Below are 17,051 nucleotides of genomic sequence, written 5' to 3' on the forward strand. Positions count from 1 at the left end.
AAAAGCCAAGGGAGAGGTGCGCCTCTCCCTTATTGTTTGTATCCCAGATAAGCTGCCCAGCCGCCGATGATCAGGTGGATCACATTGTTCAGAGCCAGAACCTGAAAAAGTCCAAACATGCCGGGGACGATGAATCCAAGGATACCGATCAAGAGGTAAAATACGCCGATTACTTTGGCAAACAGCCCCGAAGAGCCGAGCTCCCTGCTAGCGTATAACCCCCATAGGCCAGTTATGATGTAAATAATATCAAGAATCGGATCAAACTGGAGAACCCCGGATACACTTGAGATGAAGAAGTCTAAAATCCCAACCAGCAGAAATAACGCTCCAAAGACTTTTGAAAACGTTTGCACAGCCATTGTGGCACCTCCTCTCTCCGCTCTTGATTCAACATATGCATTCGGGACTGGTTTGGTTATGGGATGATGCTGATAGGGGTGAGTTTTGGGTACATTAATATAGTAGAACTGCGGAAAGGAGCTTTGGGATGAACTGGAAGCGACTGGCTCTGGCGGCAATGCTGGCCTGGATGCCGGTATCCGGGGCAGGAGGAGCGCAGGCAGCCGGGCTGCAGGCCGATTTTCCTGACCTGCTGTTTTATTACGGCCCTCGCACCGAAAAGAAGGTGGCCCTGACCTTTGACGACGGCCCGGATGCGTTTTACACGAGGAAAATTCTCGGTATTTTGCAGGAGAACGGGATTCACGCCACTTTTTTCATTGTCGGAAGGCAGGCCAAAAAACATCCGGAAGTCGTCAAGGAAATCGCCAGGGCCGGCCATGTCTTGGGCAATCATACCTGGGGCCACCACAACTTGGCGAAAATGCCGGAACAAGACGTTCAAACAGAGATTGCCAAAACAGATGAGATTTTGTACTCGCTGCTGGGTTATCATCCAGCGCTGCTGCGGCCGCCGTTTGGCTCTACGACTGCCGAAGTGGTTGCGGAAGCGGCGGCCATGCAGTACAAGGTAGTGAATTGGTCGGTGGACACCCGGGATTGGGCAGGTACGCCGACGATTGAAATCCTGGAAAAGGTCCAACAGCAGGTCAAACCCGGGGCGATTATTCTGCAGCACTGCGCGGGCGGCAGGCAGAATGATCTCAGCAATACGCTGGCTGCGCTGCCGCTGATCATCGCGATGTTGAAGGCGCAGGGGTACACATTTGTCACGGTGCCGGAGCTGCTAAATATTTCAGGGCAAAATGAGTGAAACACCCTCCGTTTCTATACGTATAAGATAGAGGGTGTTTTTCCTTTGCCAAAGTATGCAAGAAAGAGTAAAAGCCTTTTTTTGCATTCGGTTTATGTTATGCTATGCTTAATGCAGGTCTAGAAGAAGAGATGTCGGATGAACAGGGAGAGTAACGGATGTTATCTTTTGTGAAAAATTGGCTAAACAAAGATTCTGCTGCGAAAGAAGAGAATACCCAGACGAGAGAAGAGTCTGTATTGCCTGCCGCGGAGGCGCCCATAGCGAGCGAACAGCAGCAGCCGTCCGAAGCTGATTCCAAGAAGACGGCGGCGACTGCCCTCTCGCTTCACGAGTCCTGGCAAACGGCTTTGGACGACAAGCAAAGATACGCCCTTTCTTTTATGGCAAACGAACTGCCTCCGATCGAGGTCGGTCACGTCGGATTGGCAGGGATTCACATGGCGCCCCATGACGATGGAGCAGAAGTGACCGCTTTTATTCGCAACGGATTGCCCCAGCCGATTCAATTGGGCAAGATGAACCTGGTGGTTCTGTTTGGGGAAAACGAGCTCTTTACCCGGCAGGAGTTTGATCTGTCAGAGCTCGGGGAGATTCCCGCTTTCCACGCCAGACCGTGGAGCTTTGTCTTCCACCGCGACCACTTTTTGCAAAAAGGCGTGCTGTTGACCAACTGGAAGGTTGCCTTCGAGCTGGCCGAGAAAAAAATGGTTTTACCGCAAAAGCTTGAATTGGAAGAATCGTGGATCAAAGCGCTGAGCGACGACCAGAAAAATTCGCTGATCCAGCTGGCCAAGCGGCTTCCTCCGCTCAAGCCGGGAGAGGTGAATATTCAAAGCGTACAATTGTCCAAATCGCAGGATGGGTCGCTGCGGGCCATGCTGTTGATTCGCAATGGCTCCCGACAATCCCTTTCCTTCGAAAAACTGCCGCTTCGTCTGCATGATGCTACAGACGAGGTTGTGGCGGAAGGATTGTTTGAACTGGCCGGGCTTACGGTCCATTCGGAAACCAGCAAACCGTGGATGTTTATCTTCCCGCCGGAGAGCGTGGTGAAAGAGGACGCGGACCTGTCTCGCTGGAAGGTGACTGCGCCGCAGAGGGCTGGAGCCTGAGCCCAAGGTTTCATGTTTTTGCTGGCTTGATGAACCAAACCATATGGTATAATGGACAGATGGGATGAACGTCAAAGCGGTTAAACAAAAAGGAGGATACCATGTTTACCTTTTTAAAGAAATGGCTGAATAAAGATCAAGAGGAAATGAAATCCCTTGAAGAAATAAAACGCGATGTCCAGGAGGACTACGAAGTCTCCACTCCTCCTGTGTCTCCTGACGGGTCAGAAGTGCAGTTCACACCAGGCGCGAATCCTACGGTGCGGACAGAGCTGTCGCTGCATCCGAGTTGGGAGGAGCAGCTGGATTCGGAGAAAAAATATACGCTTCGTTTTTTGCAGTCCGAACTGCCTGAGATGGTCGAGGGAACGATGGGGGTAGCAGGTTTCAGCCTGATCCCGAGTGAAGAAGGCGTTACGGTTGCGCTGTTCTTCCGCAATGGGTTGAAGCGTCCCCTGGAGTTTAACAATGTCGGCTTGACCATCCGGGTCGGGGATGAGGTGTTTGCCCGCCACCAGTTCGATCTGAAAGAATTGGGGATCATTCCGCCGCTCACCAGCCGTCCGTGGGAAGTCTTTTTCCCGAAAGAGACCTTCCTGATGGATCAGGTGGCGTTTGACCGTTGGAAGGTACAGCTGAATCTTGGGCAGCAGATTTCAGTCTGGCCGAAGCACCTGGATTTGGATCCGCAGATGGAAGAGCGCATGACAGAACTCCAGAAGCTGAAGCTGCTTGATATCGTCAACCGGCTGCCGGCTATGCGTCCGGATCATGTAGAGTTTGACGGATTCGACATCGGGTGGACGAAAGATGGCCGCCTCGTCGTCGGGGTTCTCATCCGCAATGCTCGCCGCCGCCCGTACCGTCCAAAATCGCTGGAAGTGAAAGTCACTGACCGTAAAAATAATGTGATCGCCCAGGGGAAAATCCTGACCCATAACATCGAAGTTCGGCCCGGAACGAGCCGTCCGTGGATGGTCGTCTTCCCCGCTGAAACGGTGAAAAAGCCCGGTGCCGAGCTGCATCGCAACTGGCTGCTGCGCGTAACAGATCCGGATAGCAAGTAAGGTGTTTGTGCAAACGAGGAGGTTTGTATATGAGTTGGTTATTGGAAAATTGGTTTGGTTCGAAAGAAAGCCTGGATCAGGTGCGGGAAGACATCCGCGAACACGCCCATAAAGAAACGTACTTGGGCGTGTCGGGTATCGAGAACCCGGAGCTCTCTTCCAATCGGGTTGAACCGTCTGAGCTGTTTTTATCCCTGCACGGTCCGTGGGAAGACAAACTGCAGGATATCGAGGAGGAGCTGCTGCAGTTTATACACGACGAGCTTCCGCCGATCGTTCGCGACGAGGTCGGGATTATCCCGTTCTTCACCAGTGTGCTGCCTCATGGCTATCTGATGCTCACCTTTATCCGCAACGCCAGCGAGGAGGACATCCTGTTGAATCAACTCCCGCTATCGCTGGTAACGCCTGACGGAGAAGTCGTGGCGCAAAAGACTTTTGACATGCTTTCGTTCGGCAGCATCGGCGATTACTCCAGCCGCCCTTGCGAGTTCGTGTTCCGCTGGGAAGAATTCACGAAAGTTCCCGAGCAAGTGGTGCCGCTCTCCTTGGTATTCGACGCACCGCCTGTGAGAAAGGCAGGCGGCAAGGATACGCCGCAGGACGGCTTGACCAGCGAAGAGATGACCCACTATGAAAAAATCGCGAAGGAGCAGCCTGCAGTTCCCAGCGGTGAAGTGGAGTTGAAAGTATTGGGCATCAAGCCTACGGAGGAAGGCGGCTTGAAGGTGGTCGTTTTGTTCCGCAACGGCTTGGACAAAACGCTTGAATTTACTGAGGTGCCGATCATTATTCGTGACAAGTCGGGGGAAGAAGTGGCCCGTGCGCACTTTGGACTGAAAAACCTCCATGTGGCGGCCAAAGACAGCCGGGTCTGGGGCTTCTGCGTGCCGGCAGATTCCCTGACCAAAACGGATGTGAATCCGGAGGAATGCACAGCGTTCATCCCTGATGCAAAACCTGATCACCCGCGTAATTTTGGAGGCGGATCTGCGGGGTTGGTTCAGTAATATGAGGAAGGCGGCAGGGCGGATTTTTTTGCTGATACTGATAGCCGTACTCTTCGGCGGTATCCAAGGACCTCTCGTCAGTGCCGCCGCCAGCGGCGGTTTTATCCGCAGCGTGACACCTGACTGGGGAGCGGCTGATATCAGTCCGTACGTGTCGATAGAGGTGACCCTGGATACTGCCCTTCCGGAAGACGTGCTGCGCGATTACGTCTCGCTCTTGGATCCTGCCGGGAAACAGGTAAGCGGTGTACGGATCACCCGGGGAAGCGGGACGAGCTTTTATGTGGATGCCGATGTACCGCTGGAGGCGGGGCAGACGTATCGCCTGATGTACATGGATGTCGTTCCGTTGACGCAGTTTACTACAGCGTCCCGTCCGCTGGTGTCGCTGGCGGGATATGTGCAAAAGTATAGTTTGATGCGAGATGTTCCGCTAGGTAAAACGTTTGAGATCGGCTTTACCCAGCCAATGCTCCCTGAGAGCGTCTCGCCGGATACCATCTGGATTGAAGATGATCACGGCGGCAGAGTCGATGTAAAGGTGTCGCTTTCCGCCGACAAGCAGGTGGCAAGCATCGCTCCGGTCGCTGCTTTCTCGCCGGGCCGGATGTATTTTCTAAAGGTATCTGGCGGAGTTCGTTCAGAGCAGGGGGTTGGCTTGGGAACACCGACGGTCCTGCCGTTTCGCACTGTTCATCAGTAGCCAAAAACAAAACTCCTCTGTCAACGGAACAGGCTGACGGAGGAGTTTTTGGTTTTATTGGTTGATTTCGATAACGGTGCCGCTGTCTGTGAGCAGTCCGGCCATCACCCCGGGCTCAGACAAGAGCTCTGCCCATGTGTGCAGGCTGCCATCGGCGGTCCGGACCAGGAGTTCTTCACTGCTGTAGGTCGCAAGCAGTTGGTGGAAGAGGGCGGGGTCGTCTTTTAACCTGGTGATCGTATAAGCGGTTGGTTTGGGTGTCGGCGTTTGGCCATCTTGCAGGTTTTGCAGGGCAAGGGCGAAGTCAATCCGTCCGTATCCGCTGTAGATGTCCCAGCCGGGGGGACCGATGTCGACGGTGGACTGCTTGATGATCTCCTCTATTTCGCCGCTTGACCGTTCAGGCGCCTGTGACTTTAGCAGGGCCGCCAATGCGGAGACAGCCGGTGTGGCCATTGAGGTGCCGTTCAACGTCTCATAGCCGCCGGGAGTGACCTGATCCGGAACGGTGCTGAGGATTCGGACACCGGGTGCGAGTACGTCCAGTTTGTCTCCGTAATTGGAAAAGCTGGCCGGCTGGTCATTGGCATCGCTCGCTCCTACGGCAATCGCCTCGGGGTAAGCGGCAGGGTACTCGACGGCTGCGGCTTGGTTGCCTGCGGCTGCCACCACGATGACATCATGGTCTTTGGCGTAACGAATCGCTTCTCTCTCCGCGCGGGAAGGCTCGTCGTCTCCCAGGCTGAGATTGATCACATCCGCCCCCATTTCAACGGCGTCGTAGATGGCTTGAATTTCGTTGGCCACTGAGCCTACTCCATCCTTATCCAGCACTTTTAAGGGGAGGATCATGACGTCCGTTTTCCCGGCCAGTCCGGCGATACCGATGCCGTTGTCCGTCCGGGCTGCGATGATGCCGGCGACATGTGTGCCATGTCCGTTTTGGTCGAGCGGCAGTTCGCTGTGGCTGACGTAGTCTTTTCCATCCATAATCCGGCCGGCCAGATCTGGATGGGATGGATCTACGCCGGTGTCAATGACGGCCACGACAACACTCTTGCGGGCGGGCTGCAGCAGATTCCACGCTTCCGGAACGTGCATCACAGGCAGCGACCACTGCTTGCGGTAGTAAGGGTCGTCAGGAATGGCTGTGCGATTCGCCTCGGAGATGTAGATTTTCTTATTGGGCTCGACGAAGTCAACATCAGGGTTTGCAGACAATTGCTGCATCATTTGCTTCGCTTCCTCGGTCGAACCTGTTCGCAGCAGGCTGATGTGCGGCGCGATTGCCGTTTCCCTGGCTGAAGCGATGGCAGCGGACGAGCGTTTTGCCTTCTGCGGTTCTTTCCAGACGACGATTAATTCTTTGTCAGGGTCAAGCTTTGACGCGAATGACCGGGAAGAGTCAACGGTTTGGCCAAATGCAGACTGACAGAATAGCGATGCGAGCAAAAAGAGTATGACAATGGCTGTCAGCCTGCGGATATGGAGTCGGGGCATAAGGGTTGTCCCTCCTAATATTGGTAGAAAGTCAGGCAGATTCATTTTAACAGATCACATTGCCTATTAACAGGTGATAGATTTATGATAGACTTGATGGAGGCTGTATGGAAAAGGAAGGATGTTCTATGGTGCCTCGACTTCGATTGCTGACTGCATGTTTTGCCGTCATGTTGCTGATGTTGGCCGGTATGGCAGGTTACGCCGGGGCGGCTGCGGCAGAAGACGGGTTTTATCTGGGCGGCGGGAATGCCGTATACATAACAATAGGCGAGTACATTGATCACGTGGACCTGGCATTGAAGATGGTCAATGAACGTGATTTTTCGCAAATCTACTTCGTCCAGGACGGCCTGATGGCCAGCTTGACGGAGATTGTCGGCGCGGGGGGGCTCAAACAGGCGCTTTACCCGGTACGTCCGGATCGACTGCAGCCGCGATACACACGTTTTTCGGATGGGAGCACCTTGATCATAGACGGCGGCTCGACACAAGAGCCGCCGGAGGTGGAGTACATCCGATAGGATACCTCTTTTCCCGGCATAGGGAAGGAAGGACGCGTAAATATGAATAAATATTTGGCTGTACAACGGGTGGCAGCTTTGGTGATTGGCATCTGCATACTTGCGTCGGGACAGACCGTCGCATGGGCCGCTGTTGAGCCGAATGATTCGTATTACAAGAATCAATCTTATCTGACCCAGATTGGCGCCAATAACGCCTGGAGCACGGTCAAAGGAAATACCGACATCAAGATAGCCGTACTGGACTCCGGCGTAGATACGAACCATCCCGATCTGGCTCCCAACCTGCTGCCGGGAGTCAATCTGGAGAAACCGGAGCGTCAGATGCAGGACGATTACGGTCACGGCACACAGGTGATGGGCATCCTGGCGGCCAAGGGAAACAACAAGATAGGTGTCACAGGCGTGATGTGGGATGCCCATGTGATTCCGATAAAGGTCCTGGATAAAAATGGGAGAGCTGATGTGAAGCTGTTGGCCAAAGGCATCAATCAGGCCGTTGCGATGGGGGCAAAGGTCGTGTTGATGTCGGTGAGCAACCTGTACAACTCCCCTTTGCTCGAGCAAGCGGTCAAAAACGCGGAAGCAAAAGGGGTGGTACTGGTGGCCGCCGCGGGGAATGAAGGCAGCCGCGTCGGTTATCCGGCTGCTTATCCGACGGTGATCGCGGTAGGCGCGGTGGACCGTAAAAACACCCTTTTGCCGCAGTCCAATATCGGTCCGGAGATCAATTTGGTGGCGCCCGGCTCCAATATCTACACGACGAGGGTCGGCGGCGGATACGGTCCGATCAGCGGCACCTCGGCGGCAGCTCCGCAGGTGGCTGCAGCCGCCGCTTTGGTACTTGCCAGGAACCCGAAGATGACGCCGCTCGAAGTCAGGCAGCTGCTCTATTATACCGCTACCGATCTTGGGCCGAAGGGCTGGGACAAGAAGTACGGGTATGGCCTGTTGAATGTCGGGCGTGCCGTGAAGACAAAACTGCCCGCCGACATAAACGAGCCGAACAACACCCAGGCCACGGCAGCGGCTTTTCCCATTGAGTCCCAGGTACGCGGGCAGCTCAGTTCCGGTGATCCGATTGATTGGTTTTACTCGGATATCCCCTATGACGGCAAGTTGGTTTTTACCACGAAAGTAACGCCAAGTTCTGGCTCGGCCATTGCAGCTACTTTTTATCGCAATGGCGATACACCCGTCACATATTATGTAGGCGGAGGCAAGACCCTGACCGTACCGGTGCGAGCCGGCAAACTTTACTTTAAATTGGAACGGGGGAGCGGGGCCGGAACTTTCTCATACGTATTCGAAAGCAAATTTATGATCAATCCGGACAAGTATGAGCCAAACGACGACCAAAAAACGGCACGGCCGCTTCCGCCGGGCAACCACATCACGATCGTGGGGAATTTTGACCAGCCGGGGGATTTGGACTGGTTTTCCTATTACGTACGCGAACAAGGTAAATTAAACATAACGGTTTCCGTCGACACCAAGCGAATCGATCCCGTCGTCTATGTAGTGAAGCAGGGGCGGCCCGATCAAAAATTTGACAATGGCACTGCCGCCGACCCGACGGAGCGGGTAAGCATGGAGGTTTCACCCGGCAAATACTATTTCCGCGTGAGCGACTATTGGAACAACGCTGTGAACGGCGAATACGTGTTCGATCTTTCCTATTTGCCGGAACGGCGGGATTACAACGAACCAAACGATACGCCTCAACTGGCTGCCAAACTGGGCAGCGGTACATTGATGACCGGGACGCTTCCGTCTAAAAACGATCAGGATTGGTTCCAATTTGATGTGGCGACAGATTCACTGGTGACGATTGACGCACCGCAAGTTCCGGTACCCTGGGGATTGCACATGGTGTTATACGACGAGAAGCTGAAGACGATCATATCGGTCCCCGATGTGGCGGAACAGGCCGCCAAGGGGGGGCATATCACCCAGCTCAAATTGAAGAAGGGTACTTACTACATTATTCTGACCAGCACCAATCCGTTTAAGTACGATACCTACCGATTGACCGTCGATCGCAAGCCGACAGGCAAGTGACCCGGACATGTAACATGTAAAGAGGTTTCGGATTCAGATAAGCGGAACGTCGGTTGCAAGAGGCGTTCGAAAGACCTTTGGGGAGGAGTTCAGCAATGAAAAGTGTACGTACCAGTTTAACTGCGGGGATAATCATCGGCGGGATGATTTTTGCCAGCCAGGCTTGGGCGGATGTAGCCGGGGCGCCTGGCTCTGCAGACGATCCCGTTGTGACGAAAAGCTATGTCGATCAGAAAATCCGCGAAGCGCTCGGCGGAGCAGCACCTGTCGGGGGAGGGGTGACCAACAGCGGAGGGACTGCTGCCGCAGGTTTGGAAGTAGTAGAACTGCCGCCCGGCAAGATCCTGTACGGATTTGAAGGAACCGAATTCATCGTTCGGACCGGAAATGTGCTCTCGGTCGCCGGGGTAAACGGAGACGGCCTGACAGACCTTACCGCGGGTGCCGATCTGCGGGCAGGGGACCCGGTCGAGCATAACCACTTGCTTTTGATCCCCCGTTCTGATTCGCGAGGGCTGCAGCTTGTCCCGGGATCTAAAGCAAAAACCTATGTGATCGTCCGCGGCAAATACGAATTGAAATAACAGCTAGGCACTTATGGATTGACACGTATAAGAAAAATGTTTATTCTATTAGGCGAAAGGGATACTCTTATCCAGAGTAGGTGGAGGGACTGGCCCGATGAAACCCGGCAACCGTCTAGCGCGGTGCTAACCAGCAGAGTGGTTACCCATTCTGGCCGATAAGAGGTTAGGGAACGCAAACAAAGAGCACCTTTTCCTCCATATACAGGAAAAGGTTTATTTTTTGTCGTGATAGAAACCCGACTCGGCTACCAAAACTATATCTGTACGCAGACAAAGGAGGAAGGCTCATGGCATTGCAAAAAGGGCGTCGCCTGTTTACGTCGGAATCCGTTACAGAAGGACATCCGGACAAGATTTGTGACCAGATTTCCGACTCTGTATTGGACGCGATTCTGGCAAAGGATCCGAATGCACGCGTAGCGTGTGAAACTTCTGTTACAACAGGTCTTGTATTAGTAGCTGGGGAGATTACTACGAATACGTATGTGGATATCCAAAAGCTCGTTCGCGATACGATCCGGGAAATCGGCTATGATCGCGCAAAATTTGGCTTTGACGCGGATACTTGCGGCGTGATTACAGCGATCGGCGAACAGTCTGCCGATATTGCCCTCGGTGTCGATCAGGCCCTGGAAGCGCGCGAAGGCAGCATGACCGATGAGGAAATCGAAGCGATTGGCGCAGGTGACCAGGGATTGATGTTTGGTTTTGCCTGCAATGAAACGCCGGAGTTAATGCCGCTTCCGATCAGCATGGCACACCAACTGGCTCGCCGCCTGACAGAAGTGCGCAAGAACGGCACGCTGTCTTATCTGCGTCCGGACGGGAAGACACAAGTGACCGTCGAGTACGATGGGGATAAACCGGTCCGCATCGATACGATCGTCATCTCTACCCAGCATGCGCCGGAAGTAAGCTTGGAGCAAATCAAGAAAGACCTGACCGAACATGTAATCAAGCCGGTAGTGCCTGCTAATCTGCTTGATCAGGAGACGAAGTACTTCATCAATCCGACAGGCCGTTTTGTCATCGGCGGCCCACAAGGCGATGCCGGTTTGACTGGCCGCAAGATCATCGTCGACACCTACGGCGGGTATGCTCGTCACGGCGGCGGTGCTTTTTCCGGGAAGGATCCGACGAAAGTGGACCGTTCCGGCGCCTACGCGGCTCGTTATGTCGCGAAAAACATCGTAGCTGCCGGTCTCGCTGAAAAATGCGAAGTGCAGGTTGCCTACGCAATCGGGGTAGCACAGCCCGTATCCATCAGTGTTGATACGTTTGGAACAGGGAAAATCTCCGAAGAGGAACTGGTGAAGCTGATCCGCAAGCATTTCGATCTACGCCCTGCCGGAATCATTAAGCAGTTAGACCTGCGCCGTCCTATCTACAAACAGACGGCTGCCTACGGACATTTTGGCCGCAACGACTTGAACGTACCGTGGGAGCGTACAGACAAGGCAGACGCACTGAAACAGGATGCTGCCGGTCTGGCAAAATAATGATCTTGATCTACGAGAGGAAACGCCTGGTAAATGCCAGGCGTTATTTTTGTTAGATGAGCGGAATTCTCCTGTTATGGAAAAACCATCCTCCGATGGATGCCAATGTATTAAAGGATTTCTCAGGTTTGTGTCGAAAAAATACCGTTAATCACGTATGCCATTATCCACGAGCCTGTGATTTTATGTTAACCTAAGTTAGGACAAGTTATTTTTTGTTACCGGAGAAAATCGAAAAAACTATACAATTTTTGCAACCTTTTTCCCCTGTTTTACCGTCTAAAATACGGTAGGCAAAATGATCTAGTATTTTTGATCGACAGGAATGCAGAGATCCAGTTTAACCTTCCCCGAAATTTGGGTAAAGAAAGCATGGTAAGATGAGGTAGCCAATGGATATAGACATCAGCCTCCTGGATGGAGTCATTAAAAAAACAATTCAAACGGTCGAGTCAAGCCAAGAGCAGATCTTTGAGATTGCGGAAAGCGCCCGGCGTGAGAGGAGCGCCATTCAAAACGAGATCGCAGAGATACGCGAAGAGGTGTACGCCGTCGTCGATCTGGTCGATTCGCTTGACCTGAAGTACCGCAAGTCCCGTGCTATGCTGGCGATGGTGAGCCGTAATTTTCACAGTTATACCGAAGAGCACATTCACCAGGTGTATAAAGAAACCAACGATCTGCAAGTTGAATTGTCACTCAGCCGGGAACGGGAAGCGACTCTGCGCCAGCGCCGCGATGAATTGGAGCGCCGGCTGCAAAATCTCGAAGCGACCATTGCCAAAGCCGAACAGTTAATGACACAGATAGGCGTTGTCTTGGGTTACCTGACCGGCGATTTTAGCAGGGTAGGGGAAGCGCTGGAAACAGCAAAACAGCATCAACAAATGGGGCTTCAGATTATTCAGGCGCAGGAGGAAGAACGGAAGCGGGTGGCCCGCGAGATTCACGATGGTCCAGCCCAATCGATGGCCAACGTAGCCTTGCGGATGGACATAGCCGAGAAGATGTTAAAAAATGAACAGATCTTGCAGGCGTTGGCGGAACTTCAGGAATTGAAAGAGATGGTTCGACTCAGCTTGGCAGATGTCCGCCGGATCATTTTTGATTTGCGCCCGATGGCGTTGGATGATCTGGGATTGATCCCGACACTGCAAAAGTACGTGCAAACCTTCGAAGAACGTACCGGCACCACCGCCGAACTGGTGGTATTCGGGCGGGAACAGGACATCGACGATGCGTTTAAAACACCGCTGTTCCGTCTCGTTCAGGAATGCCTCAACAACGTGGCCAAACACGCAAAGGCAAAGGTCGTCCATGTAAAACTGGAATTGCAGCATGATAACGTATCTCTTGTCGTAAAAGACAATGGCGTCGGATTTGATGTAATCGAGCGGCGCAATAAGTCTTTCGGACTGATGGGGATGAAGGAAAGAGTGCAGCTTTTGAACGGTACCATGGAGGTTGCTTCGGCACCGCTAAAAGGAACCAAGGTAATGTTTCAAATTCCGCTGAAGGCCAAAATGCAGCAAAGCTAAAGGAGGCAGGAGAGGGATGCAGAAACAATTGGAAGAGATAAGTATTGTATTGGTAGATGACCATAAATTGTTTCGCGAAGGGGTAAAGCGCATTCTGGAAATGGAGGGCGGTTTTAAGGTAGTCGGAGAGGGTTCCGACGGCGAAGAGGCCACTCATCTGGTAGAAGAGCACAAACCGGATGTCGTTTTGTTGGATATCAATATGCCGAATATAAACGGCGTATCGGCTGCCGAGAACGTCATCGAATCAAACCCGCAAACGCGTATCATCATTCTGTCTATCCACGATGACGAAGGGTACGTGTTCAGGACGCTGCGCACCGGTGCATCCGGGTATTTGTTGAAAGAGATGGAAGCGGAGGATCTGGTCGAAGCCGTTCGCGTTGTCGCCCGCGGCGGGTCATACATACACCCGAAAGTAACAGGCAAGTTAATCGACGAGTTTCGGCGTTTGAGCATACAAGAGGAAGCAGTCGGCCGTCCGCTGACGATGGAAAATACCCCTGTCTTGGATGCCCGCGTCATTGAATCACTGACGCGGCGTGAGCGCGAAGTGTTGCAGCTTATGGCAGAAGGAAAGAGCAACCGCGCGATCGGGGAGTTTTTATACATCAGTGAAAAGACTGTAAAAAACCACGTCAGCAGTATTTTGCAGAAATTAGGCGTGCAGGACCGCACGCAGGCAGTGGTCATTTGCATTAAAAACGGCTGGGTAAAAGTGTAATCAAAGATTAACGTACCTTGGCCAAGCATTGCGGCATACCCTGAGAATAGGAGGGGATGACCGTGATCACAAGTTTGTTGGTGTGGTTGTTGGCGGCGTATGGCTGCGCCTCTCTATTGGTGGCCTTGTTAGAGCGTATATCCTTTGAGTCTTTGGTTCGCGCCAGTGAGCCCCTTACCCATTATAAGGTTCTGCTGTATAACTCGGATCATTCCTTGGAAGGAGTCATTCGCAGGCTGATTTGGTCATCGATTCGATACGGGCAGCCGATCAGGATTTCATTTGTCGATTTTGGCTCCACTGACGATACACTGAAAATAGCCACAACCTTTGAACGGAATTACGAATACCTCGTTGAGGAAAGTGAACGGGATAAAACCAATACGATTTTGATCGACCTTCGCAGACCAACCGAGCAGGAGAGCATGTAGCTCTCCTTCCTTCGGTTTTTTAGTATTCATCCACGAATCTCAGTCCAACACGGTCCTGCGCCCGGTAACGTTGCATCCGCATCCTGGACAGATTTCCCGGTAATTTTGTCGTTCGGCAGGGTTCTGTCTGGATTGCTGCACATCCTCCCAGTATTCACCAATTATCTTCTAGGCATTTTGCACAAATCCTTCCTGTCTGCAAAAATTTCATAACAGATCCATTTTTTTGATCGGAAATTTTCTTGTGCCCATCTCTGTCTTTCTCCAAACTGAAGGCGAGACCAGGATATGGGAGGAGACGGGATGCGGGAGTATTTATTGTATGTGAAGGAAGAAGAAAATGCGCTGCGAGCCTACATTACTCCCTGTTTTCACATAGACAAGCTGTTCTGGCAGGAGCGCAATGGGCAGCGGCTGTACGTTATCGGCAGAAGCCCTTCGCTCGCACTGGCTTTCGCCTTGCGCGAAAAGATCGGCACATTCGCCAAAAGACGGCGCCTGACCGCAAAATCTGTGTTGGAAATGCAGCGGTTGGCCGCCTCTTATGTGCGCGAGGCAAATAAGCTGTACGTAAAAGAGGGGCACGCAGGCTATCGTTATACATTCCGGGCAGAACCGATCAAGCGAGAAAACTTGCCCCCGGAAGCCGGTCATGAGCGGGTATCTGAAGAAGCAAAGCAGTTGGCGAGCATTTTAAGCGGCCGTTCCCTGCTTGAGGAAGAAGCGGAGTGGCTGTTGAAAAAACGCGGCCGCTTCATGATTCCGATGATATGGCTGCTGCAATGGTTAGTTCTCATGAACAAGACCGAGTGGCGTCCAGGCGTAGGAATGGACATCCATAAACATTGGTGGCAACGCCGCCTGCGTTTTATTTGCTGGCGCTGCAGCAGCAGGAGCCACCTGGTGCGGACGGAATGCCACAGCTGCAGGCAGCCGTGCGTGTACTGTTCCTCCTGTTTGACGATGGGTAGGAGCAAATGCTGCACACCTTTTATCTGTGTACAAGCGGAGAATACGGGCAAGGGATGTCAAGACTCCGGCTCCTTGCTCGCCTGGGAGGGAGAATATACGCCGGCACAGGAAGACGCAGCCCGGCGTGCAGGGCAGTTTGCCGTAGAGACTGGAGGGGAAGCGGCGTTTCTCATTTGGGCGGTATGCGGCGCGGGAAAGACAGAGCTCTTGTTTCCGGCAATTGATGGAGTGCTGAGGAAGGGGGGACGGGTTTTGCTGGCGACACCGCGCAAGGATGTGGTGTTGGAATTGGCTCCCCGTCTGCAGGCTGCTTTTCCTTCTGTAACCGTACGTTCCGTCTACGGTTCAAGTGAAGAAAAGTGGGAGGAGGGAGATTTGATCATCGCTACTACCCATCAAGTCATGCGTTTTTACCGCTGCTTTCCGCTGGTGGTGGTGGACGAGGTCGATGCTTTTCCGTTTCACAACAACAAGCAGCTGCATGATGCCGTTTCACGCGCGGTGGCCAAAGAGGGCAAGCTGCTTTACCTCAGCGCAACACCTCCCGAGAGACTGCGGAAGCAATTGACCGGCTCCACTGCAGTGCTAAAGCCCCACTCAGCTACCCACGTACTCTTGGCTCGGCGCTATCACGGACATCCCCTGCCGGTGCCGGAGATCAAACTGGTTCCGCGGCTAATGGAAAAGGTAAACGCCGGGCGGCCGGTGGCCGAGTTGATCTCCGCTGCAGGGCATATGTTGGCTCAGGACAGGCAGGTATTTGTCTTCGTGCCTCGTGTAGAAGATGTAGATACGGTGCTCGACTACCTGCAGGGACTGCTGCCAGCCTATGCCGAAAAAATGGCCGGTGTCCACGCGGCAGACCAGGGGAGGGAGGAAAAAGTACAACGATTTCGCCGGCGGGAAAACATGTTGATTGTGACCACGACGATTTTAGAGCGGGGCGTGACCATTCCGCGCAGCGATGTCATCATCCTGGGGGCGGATGCTTCGGTATTTGATGAAGCTTCCCTGGTACAAATCGCCGGGCGGGTAGGGCGTTCGGCAGATGCGCCAGACGGCACTGTACTGTTTCTGGCCAGCCATCGGACACAAGCTCTGTACGCGGCCAAACGACAGATTGAACAGATGAATCGTCTGGCCGACAAGCGGTGGGCTGCGGACGGAAAACAGCAAAAAGCCGGGAGAAAAAGGTAAATGCGGGAATGCCTCTTGTGTCATCAATTCTTGTCTGCCAACGAGCGGCTGGAGGGCATCAGGCGTTGCGTGAATCGGCTTGTATCGCCGCGGCATTACCCGCAGGTATTTTCCCTGTTCAACCGCCTGCCGCTATGTGTGGGCTGCCTTGCGGGTCTTCCCTTCGTTGGGGAGACTATCTGTCATCGCTGCGGACGGAATATGTCAGCGGCTTCATCAGATGACCCTCTGCTTTTTTGTACGGACTGCCGATCATTCCTGGCCGAAGTGGATCCTCTGACTGCGAATCGAAGCGCGCTCCGCTATGACGAACAGGTGAAAGCGGTGGTCGCAGCGTATAAGTATCGCGGCGATGAACGGCTTGCAGAGCTTTTTGCCGTCCTTGCCGCAAGCTGCTATTACCGGTACTACAGCGGCATCTCTTTTCGGTTGATCACCTACGTTCCGCTGCATGATAAGCGGCTTGCCGAGCGGGGATTCAATCAGGTGGAGTTAATCGCAAAAGGGCTGGGGCGAATGGTTGGACTGCCTGTTTTGCCTCTATTGCGTCGGATCAAGTACACGGAAAAACTGAGTATTCAATCAGGTCGCACTGCCCGCTTTGCCAGCATGCAGAAAGCCTTCGCCCCGGGGGAAGGAGCAAGTCAGTCGTTTCGTCTGCGCAGATCTGGCTGGCTGAGCAGGAAAACGGACCGCCCGAAGGTCCTGCTGCTGGATGACATATTTACGACGGGGGCAACCGTCCGTTCGTGCGCGTCAGCTATCAAGGCTATTCCGGACTTTGCTGACGTGGAGGTCTACAGCCTGACGTTATGCAGGTGAAGGGGTCATTCTGCTGTCTTTGCACATCAAAAGGTTCTCCAGCCGTGATACAATCATATCAAGTTGGGTGGACAAAGGAGGGAGC

General features: G+C 53.3%; 16 protein-coding genes and 1 riboswitch. Of the genes, 14 read left to right on the forward strand and 2 right to left on the reverse strand.

Going from position 1 to position 17,051, the window contains the following annotated elements:
• Nucleotides 1–29: 29 nt before the first annotated feature.
• Complete coding sequence (locus HGBM_RS21895) at nucleotides 30–362, reverse strand: DUF4383 domain-containing protein (RefSeq protein WP_019123231.1); 333 nt, start codon at nucleotides 360–362, stop codon at nucleotides 30–32.
• A gap of 128 nt (nucleotides 363–490) precedes the next feature.
• Here HGBM_RS21895 and HGBM_RS21900 point away from each other — a divergent pair, with 128 nt between their 5' ends.
• The 5 genes from HGBM_RS21900 (at nucleotide 491) to HGBM_RS21920 (ending at nucleotide 5,111) form a co-directional block, all read left to right on the forward strand.
• Nucleotides 491–1,216 carry a polysaccharide deacetylase family protein gene (locus tag HGBM_RS21900; RefSeq protein WP_019123232.1) on the forward strand — a complete coding sequence of 242 codons (726 nt, stop codon included), beginning with the start codon at nucleotides 491–493 and terminating at the stop codon, nucleotides 1,214–1,216.
• A 158-nt stretch (nucleotides 1,217–1,374) separates the two neighbouring features.
• Nucleotides 1,375–2,331 (forward strand): accessory Sec system S-layer assembly protein, encoded by a 957-nt coding sequence (locus tag HGBM_RS21905; protein WP_019123233.1) that lies wholly within the window; start codon nucleotides 1,375–1,377, stop codon nucleotides 2,329–2,331.
• Nucleotides 2,332–2,432: 101 nt separating this feature from the next.
• A complete protein-coding gene (locus tag HGBM_RS21910; protein WP_019123234.1) occupies nucleotides 2,433–3,398 on the forward strand; it encodes an SLAP domain-containing protein in 966 nt (321 codons plus the stop codon).
• 29 nt (nucleotides 3,399–3,427) lie between these two features.
• Nucleotides 3,428–4,408, forward strand: coding sequence for an SLAP domain-containing protein (locus tag HGBM_RS21915; RefSeq protein WP_019123235.1), 981 nt, complete (start codon nucleotides 3,428–3,430; stop codon nucleotides 4,406–4,408).
• Between the two features lie 28 nt (nucleotides 4,409–4,436).
• Nucleotides 4,437–5,111 (forward strand): Ig-like domain-containing domain, encoded by a 675-nt coding sequence (locus HGBM_RS21920; protein ID WP_147512958.1) that lies wholly within the window; start codon nucleotides 4,437–4,439, stop codon nucleotides 5,109–5,111.
• Nucleotides 5,112–5,165: 54 nt separating this feature from the next.
• Here the strand turns inward: HGBM_RS21920 and HGBM_RS28255 are convergent, their stop codons facing one another.
• Nucleotides 5,166–6,611, reverse strand: coding sequence for a S8 family peptidase (locus tag HGBM_RS28255; RefSeq protein ID WP_019123237.1), 1,446 nt, complete (start codon nucleotides 6,609–6,611; stop codon nucleotides 5,166–5,168).
• 131 nt (nucleotides 6,612–6,742) lie between these two features.
• On the opposite strand from HGBM_RS28255, the gene HGBM_RS21930 reads away from it, so the two are divergent.
• From HGBM_RS21930 to HGBM_RS21970, 9 genes are all read left to right on the forward strand, one after another.
• Complete coding sequence (locus HGBM_RS21930; RefSeq protein ID WP_154653336.1) at nucleotides 6,743–7,135, forward strand: hypothetical protein; 393 nt, start codon at nucleotides 6,743–6,745, stop codon at nucleotides 7,133–7,135.
• Between the two features lie 42 nt (nucleotides 7,136–7,177).
• On the forward strand, nucleotides 7,178–9,196 hold the full coding sequence (locus HGBM_RS28260) for a S8 family peptidase (protein WP_019123239.1): 2,019 nt from the start codon (nucleotides 7,178–7,180) through the stop codon (nucleotides 9,194–9,196).
• A gap of 95 nt (nucleotides 9,197–9,291) precedes the next feature.
• Nucleotides 9,292–9,780, forward strand: a complete 489-nt coding sequence (locus tag HGBM_RS21940; RefSeq protein ID WP_019123240.1) for a hypothetical protein — start codon at nucleotides 9,292–9,294, stop codon at nucleotides 9,778–9,780.
• A gap of 64 nt (nucleotides 9,781–9,844) precedes the next feature.
• Nucleotides 9,845–9,945: riboswitch (SAM riboswitch) on the forward strand.
• Between the two features lie 131 nt (nucleotides 9,946–10,076).
• On the forward strand, nucleotides 10,077–11,282 hold the full coding sequence (gene metK / locus HGBM_RS21945; protein ID WP_173391407.1) for a methionine adenosyltransferase: 1,206 nt from the start codon (nucleotides 10,077–10,079) through the stop codon (nucleotides 11,280–11,282).
• A gap of 392 nt (nucleotides 11,283–11,674) precedes the next feature.
• Nucleotides 11,675–12,820, forward strand: coding sequence for a sensor histidine kinase (locus HGBM_RS21950; RefSeq protein WP_019123242.1), 1,146 nt, complete (start codon nucleotides 11,675–11,677; stop codon nucleotides 12,818–12,820).
• A 16-nt stretch (nucleotides 12,821–12,836) separates the two neighbouring features.
• Nucleotides 12,837–13,544: a response regulator gene (locus HGBM_RS21955; RefSeq protein WP_019123243.1), complete on the forward strand. Its 708-nt coding sequence runs from the start codon at nucleotides 12,837–12,839 to the stop codon at nucleotides 13,542–13,544.
• A 62-nt stretch (nucleotides 13,545–13,606) separates the two neighbouring features.
• Nucleotides 13,607–13,975 (forward strand): hypothetical protein, encoded by a 369-nt coding sequence (locus tag HGBM_RS21960; protein ID WP_019123244.1) that lies wholly within the window; start codon nucleotides 13,607–13,609, stop codon nucleotides 13,973–13,975.
• Between the two features lie 303 nt (nucleotides 13,976–14,278).
• On the forward strand, nucleotides 14,279–16,144 hold the full coding sequence (locus tag HGBM_RS28265) for an ATP-dependent helicase ComFA (RefSeq protein WP_019123245.1): 1,866 nt from the start codon (nucleotides 14,279–14,281) through the stop codon (nucleotides 16,142–16,144).
• Between the two features lie 69 nt (nucleotides 16,145–16,213).
• Nucleotides 16,214–16,966, forward strand: coding sequence for a ComF family protein (locus HGBM_RS21970; RefSeq protein WP_147512959.1), 753 nt, complete (start codon nucleotides 16,214–16,216; stop codon nucleotides 16,964–16,966).
• Nucleotides 16,967–17,051: the final 85 nt, after the last annotated feature.

Source organism: Brevibacillus massiliensis (assembly GCF_000311785.1).
Lineage (GTDB): Bacteria > Bacillota > Bacilli > Brevibacillales > Brevibacillaceae > Brevibacillus_C > Brevibacillus_C massiliensis.